The organism is Saprospiraceae bacterium (genome assembly GCA_016719615.1).
Taxonomy (GTDB): domain Bacteria; phylum Bacteroidota; class Bacteroidia; order Chitinophagales; family Saprospiraceae; genus Vicinibacter.
This window is the reverse complement of sequence record JADJYQ010000006.1, coordinates 199,698-225,227: the sequence shown is the minus strand read 5'-3', so window position 1 is coordinate 225,227 and position 25,530 is coordinate 199,698. Positions and strand designations below refer to the sequence as shown.

The window sequence follows — 25,530 nt, the reverse complement described above, 5'->3', positions numbered from 1 at the left end:
ATGGATTTAAGTTTTTTAAGTAAGCTCCAGCTACAATCAAGAAATGAAGGTAGTTGGTGTGGCTCGTTTTCTTTTCCTGCAGAAAATTATTTGACCTCAATCTCTCCGGTCAATGGACAAATTATTGGAATGGTAGGGATTACAAACAAAACACAATATGATGCCATCGTAGATAAAGCAAGCAAGTCCCAGTTAGTTTGGCAGACCATTCCAGCACCTCGGCGCGGTGAAATCATTCGCCAATTTGGAGATGCATTGCAGTTGTATAAAACTGAACTTGGACAACTGGTCTCTTATGAAATGGGAAAAAGTTTACAGGAGGGATTAGGCGAGGTTCAGGAAATGATAGATATCTGCTATTTTGCTACTGGACTTTCCCGGCAACTTTATGGTTTAAGTATGCACTCTGAAAGACCTTTGCACAGAATGTATGAGCAATGGCATCCCTTAGGTATAGTAGGAGTCATTTCTGCATTCAACTTTCCGGTGGCGGTATGGTCCTGGAATTCTGCACTGGCTTGGGTCTGTGGGAATGTAGTCATTTGGAAACCTTCTGAAAAAACGCCTTTATGCAGTATTGCCTGCCAACATATCATTCAGGATGTTTTCAACAAAAATGGTATTCCGGATGGAGTTTCCTGTATTGTCAATGGAGATTATCAGGTAGGTGAATGGATGAGTCATGACCAAAAAATTTCATTAGTTTCAGCTACCGGATCCGTCCGTATGGGAAAAGCGGTGGGGGCAGCTGTAGGAGCAAGATTAGGTAAAAGTATTTTAGAATTGGGAGGCAATAATGCAATTATTGTTTGTCCAAGTGCTGATCTTAATTTGGTATTAACAGCAGTTGTATTCGGGGCAGTTGGTACGGCCGGACAGCGATGCACAACCACCCGCAGATTAATTGTACATGAAAGTATATATGATCTTGTAAAGGAGAAATTAATCCATGCTTACAAACAGTTAAAAATTGGAAATCCTTTGAATCCGGAAAATCATGTCGGTCCACTTATTGATGAACTTGCCGTCAAAAATTATGTAAGCACACTCGATGAAATCGAAAAACAAGGTGGAAAATTTGCGGTGCCCGGAGAGGTGCTGCAAGGTCAGGAATTCAACAGCGGATGTTATGTTAAACCTTGTATTGCAGAAATCAATCATCAGTCTAGTATTGTTCACCACGAAACTTTCGCGCCTATATTATATCTGATCCAATACCAGACACTGGAAGAGGCCATAGCCATCCAAAACGAAGTTCCTCAGGGTTTATCGTCTTCCATGATGACACAAAATCTAAAAGAATCAGAATTATTTTTATCTCATTTTGGATCTGATTGTGGGATCGCGAATGTGAATATTGGAACCAGCGGTGCAGAAATTGGAGGTGCTTTTGGAGGTGAAAAAGAAACCGGAGGCGGAAGAGAAAGTGGCTCCGATGCATGGAAAGCATATATGCGCAGACAGACAAATACGATCAATTACTCTTCAGAATTACCCCTTGCTCAGGGAATCCGGTTTACACTATAATACTAACGAATGTTAGTAATAATATCATCCGACAATCATTCGCCAGCCACATTACCTTTGAATTGGAAGCGTTTTCGGTCACAGATCGCGCTTTCTTAAAATTTAATAGTTTGAACAAGCTAACTTTGCTTTTGTTTTCGTTATAAATTCCTTTGGAGATCATCTTATGAAGTATATAATGTTACCGCTGCTATTCTTATTGTCCGGCTTAAAGGCCCAGGATCCTCGTTTAGCGCAGGAATACTTTAACAATGGTGAATTTGAAAAAGCTTCGAGTCTTTATCAGGAGTTGATGTTAAAAAACCCAGCAAATCCGGGATTTTTTGAAAAATATTTTGAATGTATTCTCGCACTGAAGCAATATAATGCTGGAGAAGAAATTCTTAAAAAGGAAATGCGCAAAAAGCCAAAGGAAGCCATTTACCATATATACTACGGCAATTTATTGACATTAATGGATCAAGCGAAAAAGGCAGAACAACAGTTTGAGCAAGCAGTTGAAAAAACGCCTGCAGATGTTATGGGCGTTTATAAGCTCGGCAACGCTTTTATTCAATTAACGAGATATGATTTGGCAATCAAAGTCTATGAACAGGGTGAAAAAATTATAAAACCTCCTACGCGGTTTACCTATAATCTGGCAGAGCTCTATCGTAAAAAAGGTGATTTTTCAAGAATGGTCCTATATTATTTGAATGGTCTCGAGGAAAAATCAGTCCAGCTGGCAAATGTGCAAAGCCTGATTGTTGCCTATTTTTCTGAAGACCAATACCGCGAGTTGCAAGCACAATTGTATGAGCGCATCGAATCAAAACCAGATATTCTTGAATATCCGGAGTTGCTCATGTGGTCTTTTGTTCAATTAAAAGATTATTCAGGCGCTTTAAGACAAGCAAAAGCGCTGGATCGACAGCTGAATGAAAACGGAAGTCGCGTTTACCAGTTGGCGATGACCAGCTATTTTGATAATGATTATCACACTGCAATTGAGGGATTTTCTTTTGTAAGAGACAAAGGGCCGTCGGGATCCTTTTACCATGAATCTTGCCGTCAATTACTTGTTTCCAGGAGAAATTTAATAGTTGAGAAGAAGGACTATGTTCCATCAGATTTAGTGAAACTTGAAATTGATTATCAAAAATATCTTGCTGATTTTGGAAGGAATTATCTTTCAGCTCCGCTTATCATAGAATTTGCAGAATTGGAAGCCAGGTATTTAGGAAAAATACCGGAGGCTATTCAATTGCTCGAGGAGTTGATTAAGGTTCCATATATCGATAACCATATTCGCTCGCGGGCTAAATTGGACCTCGCTGATTATTACTTGATAAGAGGTGAACGCTGGGAAGCAACTTTATTATATTCACAGGTGGATAAGGATTTTAAAGAAGATGAGTTGGGTGAATTGGCGCGTTATAAAAATGCCAGATTATCTTACTTCGCCGGAGATTTTCAATGGGCACAGGAACAATTTGATATTCTTAAAACAGCAACCAGCAGATTGATTTCAAATGATGCCATCGATTTGTCTGTATTTATTTTGGACAATCTGAATCAGGATACTACCGGAGTTTCTTTGTTACAATACGCAGCTGCAGAATTAAAATTATTTCAAAATCAATATGATTCTGCACTATTGATACTTGCAGAAATCCCATTTACGGATCCAGAAATTCTTTTTTTGGAAGATGATGTCTGGTATTTGCAGGCAAAAATTTTTCAACAACAATTGCGAACAGATGAGGCTTTAGAAAAATACAGGCTGATTCTTGAAAAACATCCGGACGAAATCAGAGCTGATAATGCTTTATGGGAGATGGCCAAAATATATGACTATCAACTCAAAAACAGCGATAAAGCAAAAGAACTTTACGAAAAATTATTCATCGATTTTAGCAACAGCGTTTTAGCTGTTGAAGCACGCAAGCGTTACAGACAATTGCGGGGCGATAAATTGCAATAAATATTATCTCTTAAAAACGGTAGACAAAAGTTTTCCCAAAAGTCCCCCACCTGTATTTTGTGGTTGATGAGAAGATCCACCACTCAAGACGCCGCCAATTACATTTCCTAATAAATCACCAAAGGCACCACCCTGAGCCGATTTAGCAGTACCCATGAGAATGCTTGCCAAATCTATACCTTGTGCTCCGCCTGCATTCTGGCTAACTTGTTCGGGCTCATTGTTATTGGATCGCAATAATTTTCCAAGTACAGACATTACAATAGGTGCAAGTATTGGCATGAGTTTCATAATTTGCGACATATCCAAACCTGACTTCTGGCTTATATTTTCGGCTACTGCTTCTTGTTTGTTCCCAAGGATATGACCTAAGATTCCCATACCATTACTTTGGTTGCCGGTAGCAGTACCGGAAATCATACCTCCAACAAAACCCATAATGTCATCTAGCGAACTTCCGTCGTGATCTCTATCCAAGGCGCTCAATAGAGAATTTAATCCGTCCCCGGAAGCTGTATTATTTGCCAATCCCCCCACCAAGGCCGTAAAAATGCCATTTGTGGCAGTATTTGTCTGCTCCTCGGATGCTCCAATTTGCTGGCTAATTTGTCCGATAAGTTGATTGTTTACCTGACTTTGTAACAATTGCATGATGTCCATATCTGTTTTTTTTTAATTTTAGACAAAGAAAAAGGAATTCTCTTTGAATTCCAAATGCGATGACCAATATTAACTTACTCCATTTATGAAAAAGACTCGTCCATATTTGTTGAGTTTGATAATTCGCAATTTAAAAGTGGATGTGTTTATAAGAAAGGTGATTTGTATTTATCAACTAACATACGTTAGTTATGCTGATAATTTTCAACGCTAAGGATACTCTACAATCGCTAAAGTTGAATCCTCGGGCAATTATCTATTTAGAATTATTTTTATAGTAGAAGGAGCTGGTATTATACGACTTGTTTTTAGAGCAGGTAAAAACCAATAAATGGAATGAAAATTATCAGGATATTTTACTCCATTATCCTTGATCTATAATCTCAAAACTAGCCTTCTTTCGCAGGTTCTTTTTCAATCAGCGGTTTTTCATCGCTGACGTGTTGGCCACTTAAAGGCAGTGGTTCTGCTGATTTATCTTTGTGATATGGAGACGGTCCAATCAATCTTTCGACATCTGATTTGTGTAAGACTTCTTTGCGAAGCAATTCATGCGCAAGAATTTCTAATTCTTTCCTCTTCTCCTTCAATAAATTTTGAGCTCTTATGTATTGCGAATCAATCAGATTTCTAACTTCCTGGTCCATAATGCGGGCTGTATCATCGCTGTAAGGTCTTTGGAATGCTTCCTGCGAAAGTCCGTAATAGGATACATTTCCGATTTTTTCATTCATACCAAACACGTTGACCATGCTGTATGCCATTTTGGTTACATGGTCTAAATCACTTTGCGCTCCGGTAGATATTTTGTCGAACATGATTTTTTCAGAAGCACGTCCGCCCAATGTCATACACATGCGATCCAACAACGCTTCTGTTCTGGTAATGTATTCTTCCTTCGGCAAATATTGTGCATATCCCAATGTACCTATTCCTCTTGGAACGATGGTTACTTTGACCAATGGGGATGCGTATTTTAAAAACCATCCAATGATGGCATGACCGGCTTCGTGGTAGGCAATGATTTCTTTTTCTTCGGGAGAAATCAATTTGTTTTTCTTTTCAAGTCCACCAATAACCCTATCCAATGCGTAGTTAAAATCATCGAGGTCAATGGCTTTTTTATCTCTTCTGGCGGCAACAAGCGCTGATTCATTACAAATATTTGCTATTTCGGCACCTGCAAAACCAGGTGTCATCTCAGCCAAAACGCCTGGTGTCACATCATCTGCTAATTTGAGTGGTTTTAAGTGAACCTTGAATATTTCTTCGCGACCTTTTAAATCAGGTGGGTCAATGCCAATTTGGCGATCAAATCTACCGGGCCTTAATAATGCATTGTCCAAAACATCCGGTCTGTTGGTAGCAGCCATGAGAATCACTCCCGATTCTGTACCAAATCCATCCATTTCTACCAACAATTGATTGAGTGTATTTTCGCGTTCGTCATTTCCGCCTTGTAAAGTATTTCTTCCTCTTGCGCGTCCAACAGCATCGATTTCATCAATGAAGACAATACATGGTGCTTTTTCGCGGGCTTGCCGGAATAAATCCCGGACTCTTGATGCGCCCACACCAACAAACATTTCCACAAAGTCAGATCCTGAAATCGTAAAAAAGGGCACAGCAGCTTCTCCTGCTACGGCCTTTGCCAAAAGTGTTTTTCCTGTTCCCGGCGGGCCAACTAACAACACACCTTTAGGGATCTTCCCGCCGAGAGAAGTATATTTTTTAGGATTTTTAAGGAAGTCGACAATTTCCATTACTTCTTCCTTGGCTTCGTCAAGTCCGGCTACGTCTTTGAAGGTCACATTTGTGGTTTCATCTTTTTCAAACAGGGTTGCTTTTGATTTTCCAATATTGAAAATTTGAGCTCCGGGTCCTGAACCACCACCGCCGACTCTGCGCATTAAAAACATCCAAATGGCAAGGATAATCAGAAAGGGAACGACAAATGATAAAATGGGTCCCAGCCAGTTTTGCTTTTCTTCATAACTGATACTGATTTTATTGGGAAGCTTTTCATTGACTCTGTCAATCTTGTCCTGAAATTTCTCAGCAGGGCCAATATTAAAATAGTATTGAGGTCTGCTACCTTGAGTTGCACTGAGTTTGTCCTTATAAGTGTCCAGGTTGATCGCTTCAGGTTTTAAATATACATATGCCTGTTTGAGATTGATGACTTCAATTTTTTCAATATCTCCTTTACTTGCCATATCATCGAAACGCACAGAATTGATGTTTCCTTTTCCGGGGGAAGCCATGTAAAAAAGGTTGACTCCAATGATGACTAAAAGGATGATCCCGTAAATCCAATATGCGTTAAAACCTTCGCCTGGTTTTTTGGGATTGTTATTAGATGATGCTGGTTTTTGCTCCATGATGATTGAATACTAATTGCAATAGTTAAACGATGTGAAATCAATTTAGTTGCGGTTGCTAAAGATTCTGATACTCTGTGATGCGGGCATCACTCCATAAATCTTCAAGTTCGTAGTATCGACGTGTATCCTTATCGAAAATATGTACGACTACGTCAAAAAAATCAACTAAAACCCATTTTGCTCCTATTTGCCCTTCAGAATGAGCTAGATATCCAGCCTCTGCTTTGACCCTCCTTTCAACATTTCCTGCTATCGCTTTTATTTGGGTACTGCTTTCGCCTTCGCAAATGATAAAATAAGATGTCGGTGCATCGGGAAGCTTTCGCAGGTCCAAAAGTAAGATGTTCTTACCTTTGATGTCTTGAATGCTGTCAATGATGAGATCCAGAAAAGCTTGCTCTTTTTTAGGACTGGATTTGGATTTAGTTAATGCTTGTGACAATATGAAGTGTTGAATTTTAAAGAAGTAAATATATAAATAATTCTAAATATATATATTAAGAAATTTCAAATGCGTTTTAATTTTCCACACCTGTCATTTGTGTCCACTGATTCTACAAATATACAGGCTCTCCATTACCTGTCAAAAACCAGTCCACAATCAGGATTTATGCTTATTGCGGACTATCAGACAGGAGGGAAAGGACAATTTGGCAGAAACTGGGAATCGGAGGCAGGTTTAAACTTACTTTGCAGTTTTATTTTTGGTCCCCTAAATTGGAATTTGGATCGATTATTTAACTTACATTTAATCTCTGCACTTTCGTCTGTTCAGTTGCTTAGCGAATATCAATTGCCTCATCTTTCCGTGAAATGGCCCAACGATATTTATTCAGGTCCACATAAAGTAGCAGGGATTTTAATTCAAAATATCATTAAGGAAAATAAATTGCATTGGACCGTTATAGGAGTTGGAATCAATGTAAACCAGACCTCATTTCCAGCAGGTTTAAATGCAACATCTCTTGCATTAGAGAAGGGTATTCAATTTTCTGTCGATGCACTTGCAATTCGCTTCAGAGAAATTTTAGTAAACTTTTTTAAAGAAGATATTCAGGAGCATTCATTGCTTAAAAAGTACAATGAACTACTCTATTCAAAAAATCAATGGAAAACCATGCACAAAAACGAGGGATTTCCAATTCAAGCGAAGATTTTGAAAATATCCGAGGAAGGACATTTAATTGTTGAAAAACAAAACGGAGAATTGATAAGCATTCAACATGGAGAGTTAAATATCGATTGGTGATTTGCACGATTCAGGATATATTTAAAACACCAGTCTTTTAAAATGTAAATTTTTCTGCGAGATCTTTTTTGCCCAAAAATTAAAATCCACAAAGTATCTGTATGGTCTGCGGGAAATTATTTCCCACCCTATAAAACAACAAGGCTTTTTCGTTGAAACCATTTATAAACTTCAACCCAAATCACACTCAACAATCCAAGACAAAGACACAATAACAATTCTTTATAATTTAAAACATCAAATTGAAAAATTTCTCGAATCGATGGTACAGATAAACTTAACATCAATGCAATAAGTGAAATCCCAATAATGATAGGAACCAGTTTGTTCTTGTACCGTAAGGTTTTTAGAACTGATTCAATGAAAGATCTATTAACGAGTGTTAGGAAGATATTGGCGAAGACCAGACAGGTATATAACATACTGCGAACTTTATCTTCCGGCTGGTTTATATACATATAATACCTCGCTAGAAGCAGACATACCAAAGTGATGGCAAGCCCCTGTAAGATGCTAAGATTTAATTCGCCCCATGTAAATAAGTCTAATGCCGCTTTGCGTGGGGGTTTCGACATGGAATGAGGCTCAATGGGCTCATTTTCGAAAAGAATAGAACAAGTGGGGCCCATGATCAATTCTAAAAAGATGACATGTATGGGCGAAAAGAAATCGTTAATATCCCAAAAAAACAAAACGGGAAGAGTCACAATCAATATAATGGGAATGTGTATGGATATGATATATTGGATGGCCTTTTTTAAATTTTCATAAATACGGCGTCCTAAAGCAATAGCATCCACCAGTCTCGAAAGATCATCCTGAGCTAAAATCAGAGAAGCCGTTTTGCGCGCTAATTCACTGCCCCTTTGGCCCATCGCAATGCCTATGTGTGAAGCTTTTAATGCAGGTCCATCATTTACGCCATCTCCAGTCATTGATACGATTTCACCTGAATTTTTCAGGGCCTGTATCACTTTACATTTGGCTTCCGGAAACATCCTGGCAAAAATTGTTTTAGATTTTATTACAGAGACTAACGATTGTTCGTTCATGGCCATCACTTCACTTCCGGTAATGGTCTTGTCAGTATTTTTGATTCCAATTTGTCGTGCAATTGCAGAAGTTGTGTTCGCGTAATCACCAGATAAAATTTTTACTTCTATGCCTGCTTTGTAAAAAGAATGAATGGTTTCGGCGATATTCTGTTTAGGAGGATCGTAAAACGTCACCAGTCCTAGCATTTCCATTTCAAAAGCATAGGGATCATCAGGAAGATCAGTTACATAGGTTTTTCCTTTTGCAACGGCAAGGACTCTGTGACCCATATTTGCAAAATGATCATATTTGTTCATGATTCTGGAGAGGTCTTCTTCCTGGAGTTTACATAATTTAAGAACGCTTTCAAGTCCTCCTTTACAAGCAATAATTTGCTGGCCTTCCTGGTTTTCAAAAACATGTACCATAACAGGCGGAAGCCCTGTGAGTGGATATTCTTTGACCATCCGGAAATGTTTCCGTAAATCTTTAGTGTTCAGTTTCTCATAGAGCTGGTGTATCGATTGTTCCATAGGATCAAAAGGCGATTCTTCCGAAGCCCACATCGAATATTCAAGTACCGTCAAATGGCTGGTTTGAAGATTTTCGGTGTCTGATATTTGATCTTGGCGCAAATCGTACAAGCCCTTTAATTGCATCTTATTTTCAGTAATAGTACCCGTTTTATCCAGACAAATCACGGTGACGCCCCCCAGCGTTTCAACAGTCATTGGGTTTTTAACCAAAACCTGCTTTTTATAAAGATGCAAGGTGCCCAAAGCCATAAAAGTGCTGAAGGCCACTGGAATTTCTTCAGGAAGTAATGACATGCTTAAAGTCAGACCTTTTAACAAACCAAAAATGAAATTTTGCGTGATATAATATTGTATCGCCCAAATAATGAGAAATGCGAATAAACCGAATTGCACCATTTTACTTACGAAACTGCGGATTTGAATTTGTATAGGTGTTTTTTCTGATTTTATTTGATGAAGACTTGTTTGGATTTCACCTAATTTGGTGGATATGCCTACATGTCTGACTTTGGCAACGGCATAACCCGACATTACTTGTGTTCCCTGAAAAATTTCAAAATCTTTGGAATCCGATCCTTTATAAAGTGCTACTGATTCTCCTGTTAAAATACTTTCATTGATGCTTAAATCATGACTTTCCAAAAGAATGGCATCGGCAGGTACAATTTCCCCATCTTCGATCATAAAAATATCATCGACGACCAATTCCTGAATTTCAAGAAGCATCAAATTAGAATTGCGAATTACTTTTGTTTTAGGTTCAAGTATCGATTGAAGTGCTTTTTCCGCTTTCGAACTTCGGTTTTCCTGAAACAAAGAAATCCCTGATACAAATACGAGAGCTGCAAGCATGATATAGGCTTCGTTTTGTTCTCCTAAAAGGAAATAAATTCCGGCAGTTGCAACAAGTATTAAAAAAAGGGGTTCTGAAAGAATATTGACAATAATTTCGAGCCACTTTGGGGGATTCTTCGATTTAATAAGGTTGCTTCCAAATTTTTTGCGTTGTTGTTCAACCTGGTCACTTGATAAGCCCGTATATTTTCCAGTAATCACAATTCTTCAATTACAATTTTAACCATTTCAAAACCTTAAGTACTCAGAAGGATTCACTGGCTTGCCTTTAAACCAAAGTTCAAAATGTAAATGTGGCCCATTTGTCAAGGTACCTGTATTTCCGATAACTGCAATAGCTTCCCCTGATTTTACGCGGCTGCCTGTTTTTTTAGCAATGCTGAATTATGTTTGTAAATGCTTACAAGATTATTATTGTGTTGAAGCGCTATTGTATGGCCATTTTCAATGGACCAGTCGGCCTGGATAACCGTTCCATCTAACATTGCTTTGATCGGCGTATTTTGAGCTGCCATAATATCAACACCCAGATGACCTGTTTCGGGATTGTATTTTGCTCCCACGGGTCCGCGGATAGGGGCTACCAAATTTAATGGGGTATTCACTTCAGCGACTTCTGGTCCGAAAGTCCTGGGCATAGGGCTGGATTTCCGCTCTTTTGATTTGTCTTTGGCTGGAATTTCTCTTGCTAGTAAAGATTCAAATTCTGCCCTTAAGAGGCTGTCTTCTTTAACTTTGGGTTCAGATTCGGGCTTAACTTGTTTGATTTGAACGTTTTTGGTCACATCCGACCTTGTTTGAGGCTTCCCTTCCAAAATTCGCTGAATACTCTCTATATAAGTATCCCGGGAGTTTATAGTTTTCTCAAGCGCTTGAATTTGGCGGTCTAATTCTAAATATTCGCGCTGAGAACGGACATCTCCATAGCCCGGAATGTACTTTTTGATGGGTGTAAAAATTACCAACAGCAACAAAAACAGACTTAAAACAAATACCAGGGTGCTGGCCAGAATGTAAATATTTTTAAGGGTAAGCCTGTAGCTAGCAGTTTCCTCAAAAGTTTCTTCATTTCGAATAATGAACAGGAACCTTTTTTCGAGGTGTTGTTGAAGCCATTTTCTCGCTTTGTGAACATTTATAGCCATTCTTAAAATTACTTTAAATTATAATAAATTTGTGCGAATTCTGTTATTATAGTCATCTTTTAACGCATCCATGAAAATTTCTATCCAAACACTGTTTTTTGGCCTCCTCATTTGTGCATTCTTGACAGATGGCTGTGTAAGTCGACGCAAAAAGGGCGAAACCTCTGCTTTAGGTCGTTTTTATCACAATACAACTTCAAAATACAATGGATATTTTAATGCAAATGAAATTATGCAGGAAGTTGTGTTGACCCTGCAACAGAACCACAAAGATAATTATAATAAAATTTTACCCGTCTTTCAGTATAATGCTGTCGAATCTGCTGATCCCGTTAAATCTAAATTAGATAAAGCCATCGAGAAAGTTGGCGTTGTGATCACAAACCATCGCGTGAGTCACTGGACGGATGATTGTTATTTATTACTGGCTAAAGCACAATACCTTAAAAAAGACTACGAGACCGCAGAAAATTCTTATCGATTTTTTTTAGAGGAATACGACCCTTTTAAAAATCGCCTGAAATCTAAAAAGATCAAAGAAAAGTCCACAAAGGAAAAAAAGAAAGTAGCAGAAGATTTAAAAAAGGAAAGGCAAAAAGCAGCAGAGCAAAAAGCAAAAGATCGCAAAAAAGCTCAAAAGGAAAAGGCCAAAGCCAAAAAGAACAAAACTAAAACACCGGCAAAAACAGAAACCGATACCAAGGCAACACCTGAAAAACTAGTTGCTGACAAAAGTTTGCCGGCTCCAAAGCAAGAAGATAAATCAAATCTGACCAATGAAGGTTCCTGGTTATTTCCACACTATCCAGCCTACTGGGAAGGTGCTATCTGGGCAGGAAAAAATTTGGTTGAAAGAGGAAAACCATATGAGGCCGAGCAATTATTTAGAAAAGTGGAGAATGATCCTTATGCCAGTAATGACCTGAAAGGCGAATTATATGCCGCTTACGCAGATCTCTACATCAAAACCGAGCAGGATGCAAAAGCCATTATTGCTTTAAAATCGGCGATTGAATTTACAGAAGAGAAAAAAGACCGAGCACGTTATGCATATATTCTTGGACAGCTTTTTCAGAAAGCGGGTCGTTATGAAAACTCGAACAACTATTTTAATGCAAGTATAAAAGATAAAGCATCTTATGAACTTGTGTTTCATGCTCGTTTGAATGTATTACTCAATGATGCTGCTGCCGGAAATTCAACACAGGAGATTGCCATGAAAATGGAAAAACTTCTGGAAGACCCTAAAAACAGCGATTACAAGGGGGAGATGTATTATGCCATTGCAATGATTTCTTTAAAAGAGGGTAAAAAGGATACCGCTATTTCTTATTTCAATTTATCACTCCGTTCTCCTAATGTTACCAATGTTCAAAAAGCAGAATCCTTTTATCAACTCGGAGAATATTTTTTCGAACAACAAGATTATCTGAAGGCTAAGAATTATTATGATAGTACGATGGCAATGATGACCAAAACAGACCATAGAAGGATTGCTGTTGCTAAAGTGGTTGCCAATCTTGAAGAAATTTCCAAACACCTCGAAAGTATTAGTTTAAACGATAGTCTATTGCGCATTGCAGCACTTTCCGTCAAAGACAAACGAGCGTTAGCCATCCAAATAAAAAATGCCAAAAAAGCAAAAACACCTGAAACTACAAAGGATAACAAGTCGCGGTTTGCAGAGATGGATGCATTCGCTGCCAATCCTTTTGGTAGAGAAAATCAAATTGGCCCGGAAGCAAAAAAAGTGTCCAGTAATTTCTTTGCGTATGACCAAAGGTCTATTAATAGGGGCCGTTCAGAGTTTGAACAGGTTTGGGGGAGTCGAAATCTGGAGGACAATTGGCGAAGAAAAAATAAAAATACCTTCACCATCAATGAATTTGCTACAGAAGAAGTCGAAGAAGAGAAAGATAGTTTAGAAGCGGACCTGGCACAAATTTTAAAAGGAATTCCTGAGACTCCAGAACAAATTCTCGAAATCAACAATAAAATTGCAGAATCCAAATACCAGTTAGGCGTTTTATATCGGGAAAAATTAGATAATTATCTTAAATCGACCCAAAGTCTCAAGGGCCTTCTCGAAACATATCCGAAAACCAATCGCAAACCGGATGCGCTGTATTACCTCTATCTAAATTGTCTGGATTTGGAAGATCAGGCTTGTGCAAATTCATATAAGGATCAAATCATTTACGAATTTCCCGGCAGTCATTATGGTAAAGTGCTCAGCGATCCGGAATATGTCAAGAGTTTACTTGCAAAACGGGATGAAATTACCAATGAATACAACAAAGCTTATACCTATTATTCAAATAAACAGTACAAAGAAGCCTTCGAGTTGTTGCAATTACTCAAAAACAGGATAAGTGGCGGGCATAAGTTGCTTGCAAAGACTGCATTGCTCTCTGCATTTTGTGTGGGCAATACGGAAGGCAAAGATGTTTATATCAATGCATTAAAAGATGTAGTTGCCAATCATCCTTCAACACCAGAAGAAATAAAGGCTAAGGAAATATTGCGATTTCTGAGAGGTGACCAGGATGCATTTGTCGAAATCAGACAATCTGAGCTGGATAAATTTAACTTCAAGGAAGAAGACGACAAATTGCATTTTATGCTGGTGGTTCTATATAACCCTGAAGATAAAATCGCGAATAAAATAAAAATATCGATTTCAGATTATCATGTAAATTATCACCAGTCTGAAAAACTCAAAATGACCAGTGTAGATTTGGATACTGAAACCAATAATCCCATTTTGGTGATCCGCAAATTCGATACGAAAAAGCAAGCCATGAAATATTTTGAAGGGGTTATGAATAAACCTCAGGAATATATTTCCGAATTTGATAATTGGGAATTGCTGGCAGTGACTCAGAATAATTATAGGGAAATTCTGCGACTTAAAAGCCTTTCAGAATATAAATCGTTTTTCAAAAAGAATTACGAAGAACAAAAGTAATTTTATTTCACTCAGACGATTTTGATAATGCGATTTGTGAGGGTAAGGGACAAGACCAAGAGGACTCAAAAATGACATTAATGCATTCTCAAACTAATACAGTTTTCCCAATCAACAGGTCATCCCAATGGTCAGCATCGAAATTTTACATGGAGCAGTTTTTAACAATTGAAGCGCACAAGCTTCTAGGGTTGCACCAGTCGTCAAAATATCATCTATAAGTAATAGATGTTTGTTCTCAATTTTTTCTGCTTGTCTTACTTCAAAAACGGATTGCATATTGTCGATTCTTTCCATCCTGTTTTTATCAATCTGTGATTTCGTTTCTTTGCTTCTGAGCAATATATTTTCCTTTACAGGAATCTTGCTAATTTCTGAAAAACCTCTGGCAATCATGGCAGATTGATTATATCCCCTAATCCTTTCGCGACTTGGATGTAAGGGAACTGGTAAGATCAGATCCAGGGCTTCTATAAAGGGATTTTGATAGAGGCGATCCGCAAAATAGGACCCCAAAGAAATTCCAATATCGGGCTCATTTTTATATTTAAGCCGCTCCATGGCTAACTGTAGTCGGCTGCCTTTTTGATAGTAAAACAAGGCCGCTCCTTTGTGGAGTGGGATCCGGCCTTTAAATTTTAGGGTAAATTCATTTTCGGCAAACTGGTACATCTCGCTGGGCGGGAGCTGACTTTGACAATCCAGACAGAATATTTGTTCTGCTGAAAAACAACGGGCTTCGCAGCAAATGCAAAGATTTGGATAAAATAACTCCAGGCATCCATTCCAGGAGTTCCTTACAAATTCAGAGATTAGATAGGTGTTCATACAAAAAAAAATCCCGGCCTTGCAGCCGGGACCTTCAAACAAAACGAAAAACCAACTTTATAGAAAGCTACAAAAGGCTACTATATAAGCTTATAACATTTTACGAATTTTAACGGGTATCTCTTTTACTTGGCCGTTGCGAATGACCTTTGTATAGAGTGTCTCGCCAACCTTGGACAAAGCTACAACTTTTTGCAATTCTTCAACTGATTTAATCGATTTATTATTTACTTCTATGATCAAATCATTCGGAAGTAATCCTGCATATTTAGCAGAACCTTTGTCCTCAAGTTCTGTAATGACAACGCCATATTCTGTATTAAGGTTCAGTTCTTTTTTAAGTTCTTCATCAAGAGGCACTACACCTACACCGAAACGCCCCCTGTCAAAGCTGCCGTGCTGTATTAATTCGCGCACAATTTTGACCATCAGATTGCTTGGAATGGCAAAAGAATAACCAGTGTAATATCCTGTTTTACTTGCAATGGCTGAATTAATACCCACCAAACGCCCATTGACGTCTACAAGGGCTCCGCCACTATTTCCGGGATTCACTGCTGCATCTGTCTGGATGTATTCCTCTATGCCCACTCCTGCATTGTTGTTTTGTTTTTGCTGAAAGGGATTGTAATATTGGTCATCTTGATGATCCAGCAAATTTAAATCGCGTCCTTTTGCACTCACAATTCCAGCAGTGACCGTGGAAGTCAAATAACCAAAAGGATTCCCTACGGCAAGCACCCATTCGCCAATTTTGATTTGGTCTGAGTTAGCGATTGGCAGCACAGGTAGATTATCCGCTTCTACTTTTATGATGGCTAAATCCGTTCTGGGATCATTGCCTATTTTTTTTGCAGAAAATTTGCGTCCATCTTCTAAAATAACTTCGATGTCATCTGCAAATTCTACGACATGGTTATTGGTAACGATATAGCCGTCCTGTGAATAAATAACACCACTTCCGCTTCCTTTCTTTTGTTGATAAGGCATGCCAAATCCAAATGAACGCAAGTCGAATTCGCGAAAAAATGGATGGTTAGAAAACGGGTCGTTTTGTTCCATTTTTTGCCGGGCGAGCTTATCGCTCTCCTGCGCGTTGATCTGGACTACGGAGTTTAAAGCTTTCTCTGCTGCTAATGAGAAATCTGGTCCCGTGATATTATTGACATACGAACTCACCGAATGTGTGAGTGGCAGATTTTCGGCTGCCTGGTTATTATTTTTTTGATACCATATAAAACCACTCAAAACGAGAAGTCCGCCGAAAACGCCGGATAATAAATGGATAAAATGATTTTTCATAAGTTCAAAATTTTAAGCTTATGGAACTAGAACGCATAAACGAGAGCTAGGATTTAAGGCGATTTTGATTTAACACCGATTTAACGGATTATAAAGTTTTTGCAGTCGAGGGGCTCCTTTAAGGCAAATAAACATATAATATATTTTTATAATTTGTAAAATATTGTAATTTTGCACTTATTTTCTATTAAACTCATTTGAAATGAAAGATACCGTTAAAATATTATTGTATGTACTTCTGGTTTTATTAGTTGCTGCCATTGTTTATATGATTTATAAGAGAAGCAACGCACCAGCTGAGGATGTATTACCTGCAGCAGAGATGGCAGACAGTTTATTTATGGACCAACAACATGCTGCTGGTTCAGCTTTGACAGCTGAAGACAGCATGATTTTAGATTTGACAGGACAGTTACCTTCTCAAGTTGGCGCACCGGCAGAAAGCAATGCAAATGCAGCAGCGCCACAATCAGGCGCTACAGTGGATTACACGCAATCAAATGCTAAACCGGAATCTCAGGCAGCCGTAAATACAGATCCAAAGGCACAAAAAGTTGCCGAAAAGACAATAGCACTTGAATCCAAATCAAAAGCTGAAGAAAAACCGAAAGTGAATAAGGTAGCCAAACCAACCACAAGCAAACCGGCAGCATCAAAACCTGCTTTATCAAAATCTGAAGCGAGCAAGCCTAAAGGATCAAGTGGAGGTTTTTTTGTAGTATCCGGAAGTTTTATCAAAGCCGAAAACGCAGATGATCAAGTGAAAAAATTGAAGAAAATGGGTTATTCGGGCGCCATGCGCAAAGTTTTTGGATCCTCAGAATATTATTCAGCAATAGCCGGTAGTTACAGTACCAGAGCAGAAGCTGAAAAAATTGTGAGCAAGCTCGAAGCCAAGGGCGAGAAAGCATTTCTGAAAGCTAAATAGGCATTCTTAATTCATGTGTGGAAGGGGTTCACTTACCCGAATCGAAGCCGAACTCGAAGCGCGTTTTAATGCAACTTTTTATTCGGAGGATCTCGAGAGGTATAATCCATTACCCAGTTTTAACATCGCTCCAACACACTGGCATCCGGTAGTTCCCATGTCGGATATAGATCATTTTCATTATTTTAAATGGGGGCTCATTCCTTTTTGGTCTAAAGATGAAAAGATCGGCTCTAAAATGATCAACGCCAGGGTGGAAAGTCTGGAAGAAAAACCAAGTTTCAGGACCTTATTAAAAAGCAAAAGATGCATTGTACCCATGGATGGATTTTACGAATGGAAGAAAGCACCATCCGGTAAAAAAATGCCAATGCGCATTTGCAGAAAAGACCGGGATGTATTTTTTATGGCGGGCCTCTTTGATCAATGGAAAGATCCACACGGAAAAATAATACCCAGTTTTACGATCCTAACGATCGAATCTAATGATTTCATGAAACCATTGCATGACAGAATGCCGGTGATTTTATTGAAAGGGGAAGAACAGCTTTGGTTGGATGAAACTTTACAGCCATTACAGTTGAAAGATTTTTTAAAAAAATATCCCGATGAATGGATGGATGCTTATCCCGTTTCAGACCGCGTCAACAACGTGCGGTTTAATGACCCGACCCTGATCGAAGAAATATCCTAATATTTAATTTTTGGAAAAGAATTTAAACTAACAAATGTTAGTATTTAAACGATTGATTTTCCTGAATTTTAAGAATTTTCGTCATAGGTATTCAGAAAATTATATCATGATTTTAGGAATGTGTAGTGATATGAATTTTCAGTCCCGGCTTCATAAAATATATTAAAGATAGTTTACACTTCATTAAACATGTATGCTCTTCATATGGCTTCAAAGCTTCCCTAAAATAATAACTGGTTTTCATATTTAAGCTATTAATTTACAATCACTTATAAAAAGTTAATAAATTTTAAAAAATTTAATATACAAACTGCCTAATATGTAAAACATTTTTTTACTTTTGATGTCCAATCCTTAGTATTCAAGGATCCCAAAATACGCGAAATACCTTAGATTTTTTAAAAATCACATTTATAACCAAAATATTTTCAAAATGAAAAAACAATTTAACCCCTTCGTTTTGTGGATTTGCGCATTTCTTTTTACAGCGATGCTCAATGCACAATCGAATGCTGACCTAGCACTGAATTTTATGAGAGCAAACCCACAAGAGTTTGGGCTCAACGCAAATGACGTAAAAGACCTTAAAGTTACTAACGAAACTTTTTTTAAACCTGCCGGATTGACCAACGTCTATATCCAGCAGATGTATTTGGGGATTCCCATCCATAATGCCATATTCAGTGTGCATATCAAAGATGGACTCGTGGTTTCCTCTAGCAATCGCTTTTGCCAGGACATTTCCGCAAAGGTAGGTTCGTCAGAACCTGTACTTACTCAAGGGCAAGCTTTACTGCGTGCTGCTGAGTTATTGGGCTATCCTGCTCCGGCTTCAATGCGCATGATGGAGAACAAAGGCGGTTCCCAAAAGGAAGTCGTTTACGAGAGAAGTAATTTGTCATTGGAGAATATACCCGTGCGTTTGATTTGGGTACCAGGAGAAGATGGAAAGATTTATCTCACCTGGGAAGTTTGTATTTATGAAACCAATGCACAAAACTGGTGGTTGGCGCGAGTCGATGCTACCAACGGAAATTTGATTAATAAAAACAACCTGGTTGTTCATTGTAATTTTGATGCCCCTGATGGCAAATGTTCCGGAGCTGATCATGTCCATTTAGAAGAACATGTTGCTTTTTCACCATTAGATGGAAGTTCTTACAGAGTTTATAAAGAGCCTATCGAAAGCCCCAATCATGGCGGTAGGACATTGGAACTTCAACCGGCAGATGCTACAGCCTCACCTTTCGGTTGGCACGATACAAATGGTGTAGCTGGACCTGAATTTACCAGAACACGCGGAAATAATGTACATGCTTATACAGATTTAAATGCAGATAATAACCCTGATCCGGGTTCAGATCCCGATGGAGGAGCAGGATTGGATTTTGATTTTGCACTTGACTTGACTATGGCACCTAGCACCTACAGGGATGCAGCGGTAACAAATCTCTTTTATTGGAATAATTACATTCACGATTTTGCATACCAATATGGTTTTGATGAAGGAAATGGAAATTTCCAAGTGAATAATTATGGAAACGGGGGCTTGGGTAATGATGATGTAAGAGCAGAAGCGCAGGATGGATCAGGAACAAATAATGCCAATTTTGGAACACCTGCAGATGGATCAAGACCCAGAATGCAGATGTTTGTTTGGACTTTAACTTCTCCTTTTAGAGATTCTGATCTTGACAATGGAGTTATAGCCCACGAATATGCTCATGGAATTTCAAATCGTTTGACTGGTGGTCCTGCAAACGTTGGATGTTTAAACAATGCAGAACAAATGGGAGAAGGTTGGTCTGATTTTTATGCTTTGATGACAACATGGACCGGAAGTGCGAGTGACCGTGGTATCGGAACTTATGTTTTAGGACAGGCTACAAATGGACCTGGTATTCGTCCTGCTCGGTATTCTACCAGTTTAGGAGTTAATGCTTATACTTATGCAAATTTACCTTCAATGGCCATTCCTCATGGAGTTGGTTTTGTTTGGTGCACCATGTTATGGGAATTGGTTGATGGACTTGTAGCCAGACACGGAGCCGTTGATGGTTTTGAAAAAGCAATGCATTTGGTGAATCTTGGTATGATACTTCAACCTTGTGGACCTGGATTTGTAAATGGTAGAGATGCTATTTTAGCAGCAGACGATATTTTATATGGAAAAGATAATCAATGCGTTATATGGAAAGCATTTGCTAAAAGAGGTTTAGGATTGAGTGCTTCACAGGGAAGTGTGAACAGCACTGCTGATGGCACTGCGGCTTTTGATGTACCTTGTAATTGTGACAATACAGCACCTGTTGTTAGCTGTCGAAATGTCGAAATCATGGTAGGGGGTCCTGAAATTGAATTAAAAGGATTGCCTCCAGTACCTCAGAACTTACCTGCTCAACTAAAAGGCGTTGGCTTTCCTTGCTCAAATGTAGCTGCAGCTCCTGATGTAATGTGCAATTGTCCTACTGGATATGTAGTTGTCGGATATGAGGCAGATTATGGCAATGGTTGGGGAGCTCAAGTGCTCAGTAAGTTCAGATTGCGTTGCCGCGAAGTAAGACCGGATGGGATGTTTGGCACTAATGAAGTTTGGACTTGCTATAACGGTTCTGCTGCAGGCTCTACTACAGGGGTCATAGAAATGGCGCCCGCAGGTCATGCACTTGTAGGTTTCCAAAATAGAATGGGCTGTGCGATAGATCGCCTTGCAGGTAGATCTAAGCCTATTGCAGACATTTTGACCAATGGTTCAAATGGAGTACATTTTACGATGACAGGAGTTGGCGGCGGTGGCGGCGGCCTTCAAGCTTTACAACTCGCACCAGATGGAAATGTCATCATAGGAATGCAAACTTACCTAGACCCCGCAAGTGCCGGTATATCTGGCGGCTATGCCTGGAAGTATGCTAAACTTTCAGATGTTATGAAGTCTATCGTAACAGATCTTGATCCCGTTTGTAATGGAATTTTTGACGTTCAATTCTCTAAAAATAATTTCGATTGTGCGGACGGTGTAGGTGTTCATAATGTTTCTGCTTTCGTAAAAGATTATGCAAACAATACAACCACCTGTAATTTTACGGTTACAGTTACCGGTCCGCCTTCAATAGGTTCTTGTCCATTGAATCCAACAGTTTATAATGCGCTTGGAAGGACTTCCGTTTTCACAGCTGTGAACTTAGCGGGCACTGGAACAAACATTGCCAATGTGAAACCCGGTCAGGCTGTTAGCTTTACTTTCAACAGAAATACAACTGTAAATCCGGGCTGCGGAGGTTGTTGCGGATGTATTACCCAGCACTATGTTGGATTAAACGCAGGATCAGGTAATATTTTTTCAAGCTGTTTATTTAGTACTACTGGTGGTTCCTCAGCATCACATAGTATCAACTTTACAGCGCCGTCTACTCCTGGGGTTTATTATTTGAATCTAGTAGCTTCTTGGTGGTTCTTCTGCGATCAGTTTGGCCAACCTACGCAATCGAGATATGCCTCCAACCCATTGGCGATTTTAATCGTGGGTTGCGGACAAACGCAATGTCCTACAGATACTACCATTACAACACCTCCGGGTATTTGTAACATGGTCTATACATATGGAAGTTTATGTGTGTATGATGACAAACCGGGAGCGAGTATTGCTCAAACTACGGGCTTAGCTTCAGGTGTTAGTTATCCTTTAGGCGTAACAAACAATACATTTGTTGCAACTGATTCAGATGGTAAAAAGACCAATTGCAACTTTAAAGTAACTGTACAAGCCGGTAGCTGCGGACAAGCAGTGCAGGTATATCATACAGATACCACTACTAACTCAGCAAAAATCAAATGGAAGCCGGGAAGTACACCTTGTATTACAGGTTATCAATTGAGACTTCGGTATGAATTATCTCCGGGAGTTTGGTCAGGATGGACCGGATGGGTCAATAAATCTGGACCCGGAAATGAGCATTTGTTTACGGGTTTGACTGCAGGTACTTATTACCATTATCAAATCAGATCTAAATGCGGATCTGCAACCAACTCAACAGTAGTGAATGGATGGTTCCATACTTTGCCAACAGGCTCCTTGAAAAAACAAGAAAAAGATATTACTGATAACTTCAATAAGTTGGAACAAACCGACACCCGTATTGGACTCGAAAATGGATTTCAATCCCTAAGTTTGAAAGCCATTCCAAATCCGGCAAGTAAATTTGTAAGCCTTTACCTGGAAGGATTTGATCGCCAGGAAAAAACAGTGAGTATGATGGATCTTTTAGGTAAGAAAATTTTCATGGTACGCGTACCGGCCAACGAAAATGATCTTGAGCTTGATTTGATTCGGTTGAATCTTGCTAATGGTGCCTACATCATTCATGTGGATGATGGAGTGAATCGTAAGACAGAGCAGCTGATCATTCAGCGATAAAGCTTCGAAACAAATTAATAACTTTCGAATGCCTCGGATCTTTACAGATTCGGGGCATTCTTTTTTAACTTAAAGTGAACACGATGAAATGAATATGAATTTTCTTTATAATTATATTTAGCAACGCTACTTTATAAAGACTTAGAAATCAATGATACATTTAAAATTAATTGATAAAATTTTGGAATAATGACTTATTTTAGAGATAAATTTCTAAATTAATACCAAAATGAAAAATCTAATTTGTATCGCAAAGTATTTATTTGCAGTAATCTTTATTTTCCTGAGCGGAACAATTACATTCTGCCAGCCTTGTACAATTACATTTAGTGAAGCTTTTGTTTTTGAACAAGTAAGTCCGCATTGTGGAGCATGGAACACATTCAAAGGGCAATTGTCTCCGAGAGCTTATACTAAAATGAATATACGCGGCAGCTATGACAATGTTGGCTTAACTTGTACAAATCCTGCTATTGTTGCGGCAATGGCAAATGCTATGTTTACAAATTTAGATTACACTTCTACGGGCTGTGATGGTCACATTTGGCATTATTGTGCAAGTTCCTTTAATGGTGTTGTTTGGGTAGATCCTCCAGGATCTTGCAGTGGTAGCGACTGTCCTGATCCAGGTTATATAATCAGACCCTGTCATCCAAATGCAAATTGGGGTGGTGTGAATACGAACACATGTTATTATCCCCCTTCGCAGAATTTAATTTTGGAATTTGAATACAATTGTTGTACCCCGGTAATCAGTTGTAGAGACCTAAACATTATGACGGGTAATGTTGCCACACCAATATCTGCCCTTCCACCAGTCCCACAAATGTTGCCGGCCCAATTAAAAGGGATAGGCTTTCCATGTTCTAATGTAGCAGCTGCCCTGGACTTGTTGTGTAATTGCCCTACAGGTTATGTTGCTATTGGTTATCAAGCTGATTATGGCAATGGTTGGGGTTCAGGAGTCATCAGTAAATTCCGTTTAAAATGTAAAGAGGTTATGCCCGATGGAATGTTTGGAGCGAATGAGGTATGGACCTGTTATAATGGAACGGCTAGTGGAACTACAGTTGGTGTTTCTGAAATGGCACCTTCAGGCCAAGCACTTGTAGGATTTCAAAACAGAATGGGTTGTGCTATTGATAGAATCACCGGAAGAACGAAAGCTATTGCTGATATATTAGCTGGTGGATCCAATGCAAGCAATACAACATTAGCAGGTGTAGGCGGTGGCGGTGGTGGTTTACAGCCACTCCAGTTAGTTCCTGATGGTCATGTCATCATCGGAATGCAAACATATATTGATCCGGTTGCTCCGAACACAGGCGTTTCAGGTGGCTATGCATGGAAATATGCTCCATTATCAGATGTCATGAAAGCCGTCTTAACCATAACAAATGATTGTGGAGGAATAACATCTGCAACTTTAACAAAGAGCAGCTTTACATGTACAGATGAAGGAACTCAAAATGTTACTGTTACAGTTACTTCTTCGGGTGGATCGTCAGCGAGCTGTACTTTTAGCGTAAGCACAAACGGGCCACCTTCTATTGGCGCATGCCCAATAAGTCCATTAAGCTATAATGCTTTAGGACGTACATCAGTTTTTAGTGCGGTGAACCTTGCAGGAACAGGAACAAATACAGCAGTTGTAAATCCTGGGCAAAATGTAAATTTTAGTTTTAATCGCAATACAACGGTCAATCCGGGATGTGGAGGCTGTTGCGGATGTATAACTCAGCATTATGTGGGATTGAATGCCGGAGCCGGAAATATCTTTTCAGCTTGTTTGTTTAATACCACTGGAGGTTCATCAAGTTCTCATAACATAAATTTTGTTGCGCCGGCAACTCCGGGAGTTTATTATTTAAACTTATCCGCAAGCTGGTGGTTTTATTGCGATCAATTTGGCCAACCTGTATATCCAAGAAAGGCTGACAATCCTTTAGCCATACTTATCGTTGGATGTGGTGTTACAGAATGTCCTCAGGATATGATTGTGACCACAGCACCCAATGTGTGTAATGCAGTTGTCAATTACAATTCTTTGTGTGTATATGATAAGTCCTCCGGAGCCAGTATCGCTCAAACAACGGGTTTAGCTTCTGGTGCGACCTATCCTTTAGGAAATACGAATAATACTTTTGTAGCTACAGATGCGAATGGCAAAAAAACGACTTGTAATTTTAAAGTTACCATAGAAGCATATAATTGCGGACAACCTATTCAGGTTTATCACAAAGACACAACAACAAATTCAGCAAAAATCAAATGGAATCCTGGCACGCCTTGTAATACGGGATACCAACTTAGAATTCGCTACGAAATTTCAGCTGGTGTTTGGTCCAGTTGGTCTGCTTGGGCAAATAAATCAGGACCTGGAAATGAACATGCGTTTGCCGGTCTCAGCTCATCTACGTATTATCATTACCAAATTCGATCCAAATGTGGGATTACCAATTCAATTATTGTAAGTGGTTGGTTCCATACTTTGGGAGGAGGAGCTCTTCGGAAGTACGACGATGGTCTGGTAAATTCATATGCGAAAATCGAAACACCGGATCTTTATGCAAGATCATCAGGTGAACTATCAACTGTTAGTTTAAGCGCAATACCCAATCCGGCAAAAGATTTTGTAAGTATCCAACTGCGCGGATTTGATAAAAACGCAAAGACCATCAGTATGATGGATCTTTTGGGTAAGCAAGTATTTAAGGCACTGATTCCTGCAAGCGAAAATGATCTTGAATTGGATCTTTTGCGTTTAAATCTTGCTAACGGAGCATATATCATTCATGTGGACGATGGCGTGAATCGGAAAACAGAGCAGCTGATTATTCAGCGATAAGAAATAAGATTTCTTCTTTTTAAAAGCCCTTTGATTTCAAATTAAAGGGCTTTTTTGTTTTTGACAGGCAACTACTTCAAATCGGCTTCAACAATTTATTCTGCATTATACTTACAAAAGGGGTTTTGGGTTTTTTCAATGGATTGTAAATTTTAAAAAATCTTGTTTATTAGGACCTTAAAATCTTAATTCGA

Annotated in this window: 16 protein-coding genes; 8 read left to right on the top strand and 8 right to left on the bottom strand. The window is 39.0% G+C overall.

Annotated features, from left to right (window positions below):
- Together IPM92_13555 and IPM92_13550 are read left to right on the top strand one after the other, a co-directional pair.
- Entirely contained in the window at positions 1 to 1,527 is a 1,527-nt protein-coding gene (locus IPM92_13555) for an aldehyde dehydrogenase family protein (protein ID MBK9109356.1), read from the top strand.
- Between the two features lie 166 nt (positions 1,528 to 1,693).
- Entirely contained in the window at positions 1,694 to 3,490 is a 1,797-nt protein-coding gene (locus IPM92_13550; protein MBK9109355.1) for a tetratricopeptide repeat protein, read from the top strand.
- A 3-nt stretch (positions 3,491 to 3,493) separates the two neighbouring features.
- Here IPM92_13550 and IPM92_13545 read toward each other — a convergent pair whose 3' ends face one another.
- The 3 genes from IPM92_13545 to rsfS all read right to left on the bottom strand — a co-directional run bounded on the left by IPM92_13545 (position 3,494) and on the right by rsfS (position 6,976).
- A complete protein-coding gene (locus IPM92_13545) occupies positions 3,494 to 4,150 on the bottom strand; it encodes a DUF937 domain-containing protein (protein ID MBK9109354.1) in 657 nt (218 codons plus the stop codon).
- 389 nt (positions 4,151 to 4,539) lie between these two features.
- A complete protein-coding gene (gene ftsH, locus IPM92_13540) occupies positions 4,540 to 6,531 on the bottom strand; it encodes an ATP-dependent zinc metalloprotease FtsH (GenBank protein MBK9109353.1) in 1,992 nt (663 codons plus the stop codon).
- Positions 6,532 to 6,589: 58 nt separating this feature from the next.
- Positions 6,590 to 6,976 carry a ribosome silencing factor gene (gene rsfS / locus IPM92_13535; GenBank protein ID MBK9109352.1) on the bottom strand — a complete coding sequence of 129 codons (387 nt, stop codon included), beginning with the start codon at positions 6,974 to 6,976 and terminating at the stop codon, positions 6,590 to 6,592.
- Between the two features lie 69 nt (positions 6,977 to 7,045).
- On the opposite strand from rsfS, the gene IPM92_13530 reads away from it, so the two are divergent.
- Entirely contained in the window at positions 7,046 to 7,783 is a 738-nt protein-coding gene (locus IPM92_13530; protein ID MBK9109351.1) for a biotin--[acetyl-CoA-carboxylase] ligase, read from the top strand.
- A gap of 128 nt (positions 7,784 to 7,911) precedes the next feature.
- On the opposite strand, the gene IPM92_13525 is transcribed toward IPM92_13530, so the two are convergent.
- From IPM92_13525 to IPM92_13515, 3 genes are read right to left on the bottom strand one after another with little or no spacing between them, the layout of a single operon-like run.
- Positions 7,912 to 10,410 (bottom strand): cation-translocating P-type ATPase, encoded by a 2,499-nt coding sequence (locus IPM92_13525; protein ID MBK9109350.1) that lies wholly within the window; start codon positions 10,408 to 10,410, stop codon positions 7,912 to 7,914.
- 27 nt (positions 10,411 to 10,437) lie between these two features.
- Positions 10,438 to 10,587 carry a M23 family metallopeptidase gene (locus tag IPM92_13520; protein MBK9109349.1) on the bottom strand — a complete coding sequence of 50 codons (150 nt, stop codon included), beginning with the start codon at positions 10,585 to 10,587 and terminating at the stop codon, positions 10,438 to 10,440.
- Complete coding sequence (locus IPM92_13515) at positions 10,560 to 11,354, bottom strand: M23 family metallopeptidase (GenBank protein ID MBK9109348.1); 795 nt, start codon at positions 11,352 to 11,354, stop codon at positions 10,560 to 10,562. The genes IPM92_13520 and IPM92_13515 overlap by 28 nt, the downstream gene beginning before the upstream one ends.
- A gap of 70 nt (positions 11,355 to 11,424) precedes the next feature.
- Here IPM92_13515 and IPM92_13510 point away from each other — a divergent pair, with 70 nt between their 5' ends.
- Positions 11,425 to 14,322 carry a hypothetical protein gene (locus tag IPM92_13510; protein MBK9109347.1) on the top strand — a complete coding sequence of 966 codons (2,898 nt, stop codon included), beginning with the start codon at positions 11,425 to 11,427 and terminating at the stop codon, positions 14,320 to 14,322.
- Between the two features lie 111 nt (positions 14,323 to 14,433).
- On the opposite strand, the gene IPM92_13505 is transcribed toward IPM92_13510, so the two are convergent.
- Both IPM92_13505 and IPM92_13500 read right to left on the bottom strand, forming a co-directional pair.
- Positions 14,434 to 15,150: a ComF family protein gene (locus IPM92_13505; GenBank protein ID MBK9109346.1), complete on the bottom strand. Its 717-nt coding sequence runs from the start codon at positions 15,148 to 15,150 to the stop codon at positions 14,434 to 14,436.
- 90 nt (positions 15,151 to 15,240) lie between these two features.
- On the bottom strand, positions 15,241 to 16,452 hold the full coding sequence (locus IPM92_13500; GenBank protein ID MBK9109345.1) for a trypsin-like peptidase domain-containing protein: 1,212 nt from the start codon (positions 16,450 to 16,452) through the stop codon (positions 15,241 to 15,243).
- 202 nt (positions 16,453 to 16,654) lie between these two features.
- On the opposite strand from IPM92_13500, the gene IPM92_13495 reads away from it, so the two are divergent.
- The 4 genes from IPM92_13495 (at position 16,655) to IPM92_13480 (ending at position 25,336) form a co-directional block, all read left to right on the top strand.
- Positions 16,655 to 17,380, top strand: a complete 726-nt coding sequence (locus tag IPM92_13495) for an SPOR domain-containing protein (protein MBK9109344.1) — start codon at positions 16,655 to 16,657, stop codon at positions 17,378 to 17,380.
- Positions 17,381 to 17,393: 13 nt separating this feature from the next.
- A complete protein-coding gene (locus IPM92_13490) occupies positions 17,394 to 18,074 on the top strand; it encodes an SOS response-associated peptidase (GenBank protein MBK9109343.1) in 681 nt (226 codons plus the stop codon).
- Positions 18,075 to 18,507: 433 nt separating this feature from the next.
- Complete coding sequence (locus IPM92_13485) at positions 18,508 to 22,488, top strand: M36 family metallopeptidase (protein MBK9109342.1); 3,981 nt, start codon at positions 18,508 to 18,510, stop codon at positions 22,486 to 22,488.
- Between the two features lie 229 nt (positions 22,489 to 22,717).
- Positions 22,718 to 25,336: a T9SS type A sorting domain-containing protein gene (locus IPM92_13480; GenBank protein ID MBK9109341.1), complete on the top strand. Its 2,619-nt coding sequence runs from the start codon at positions 22,718 to 22,720 to the stop codon at positions 25,334 to 25,336.
- Positions 25,337 to 25,530 lie beyond the last annotated feature (194 nt).

What these genes read in the sequence shown, in the direction of transcription:
- IPM92_13555 (MBK9109356.1), top strand. Translation starts at nt 1, where the DNA reads ATGGATTTAAGTTTTTTAAGTAAGCTCCAGCTACAATCAAGAAATGAA.
- IPM92_13550 (MBK9109355.1), top strand. Translation starts at nt 1,694, where the DNA reads ATGAAGTATATAATGTTACCGCTGCTATTCTTATTGTCCGGCTTAAAG.
- IPM92_13545 (MBK9109354.1), bottom strand. Translation starts at nt 4,150, where the DNA reads ATGGACATCATGCAATTGTTACAAAGTCAGGTAAACAATCAACTTATC.
- ftsH (MBK9109353.1), bottom strand. Translation starts at nt 6,531, where the DNA reads ATGGAGCAAAAACCAGCATCATCTAATAACAATCCCAAAAAACCAGGC.
- IPM92_13530 (MBK9109351.1), top strand. Translation starts at nt 7,046, where the DNA reads ATGCGTTTTAATTTTCCACACCTGTCATTTGTGTCCACTGATTCTACA.
- IPM92_13515 (MBK9109348.1), bottom strand. Translation starts at nt 11,354, where the DNA reads ATGGCTATAAATGTTCACAAAGCGAGAAAATGGCTTCAACAACACCTC.
- IPM92_13510 (MBK9109347.1), top strand. Translation starts at nt 11,425, where the DNA reads ATGAAAATTTCTATCCAAACACTGTTTTTTGGCCTCCTCATTTGTGCA.
- IPM92_13505 (MBK9109346.1), bottom strand. Translation starts at nt 15,150, where the DNA reads ATGAACACCTATCTAATCTCTGAATTTGTAAGGAACTCCTGGAATGGA.
- IPM92_13500 (MBK9109345.1), bottom strand. Translation starts at nt 16,452, where the DNA reads ATGAAAAATCATTTTATCCATTTATTATCCGGCGTTTTCGGCGGACTT.
- IPM92_13495 (MBK9109344.1), top strand. Translation starts at nt 16,655, where the DNA reads ATGAAAGATACCGTTAAAATATTATTGTATGTACTTCTGGTTTTATTA.
- IPM92_13490 (MBK9109343.1), top strand. Translation starts at nt 17,394, where the DNA reads ATGTGTGGAAGGGGTTCACTTACCCGAATCGAAGCCGAACTCGAAGCG.
- IPM92_13485 (MBK9109342.1), top strand. Translation starts at nt 18,508, where the DNA reads ATGAAAAAACAATTTAACCCCTTCGTTTTGTGGATTTGCGCATTTCTT.
- IPM92_13480 (MBK9109341.1), top strand. Translation starts at nt 22,718, where the DNA reads ATGAAAAATCTAATTTGTATCGCAAAGTATTTATTTGCAGTAATCTTT.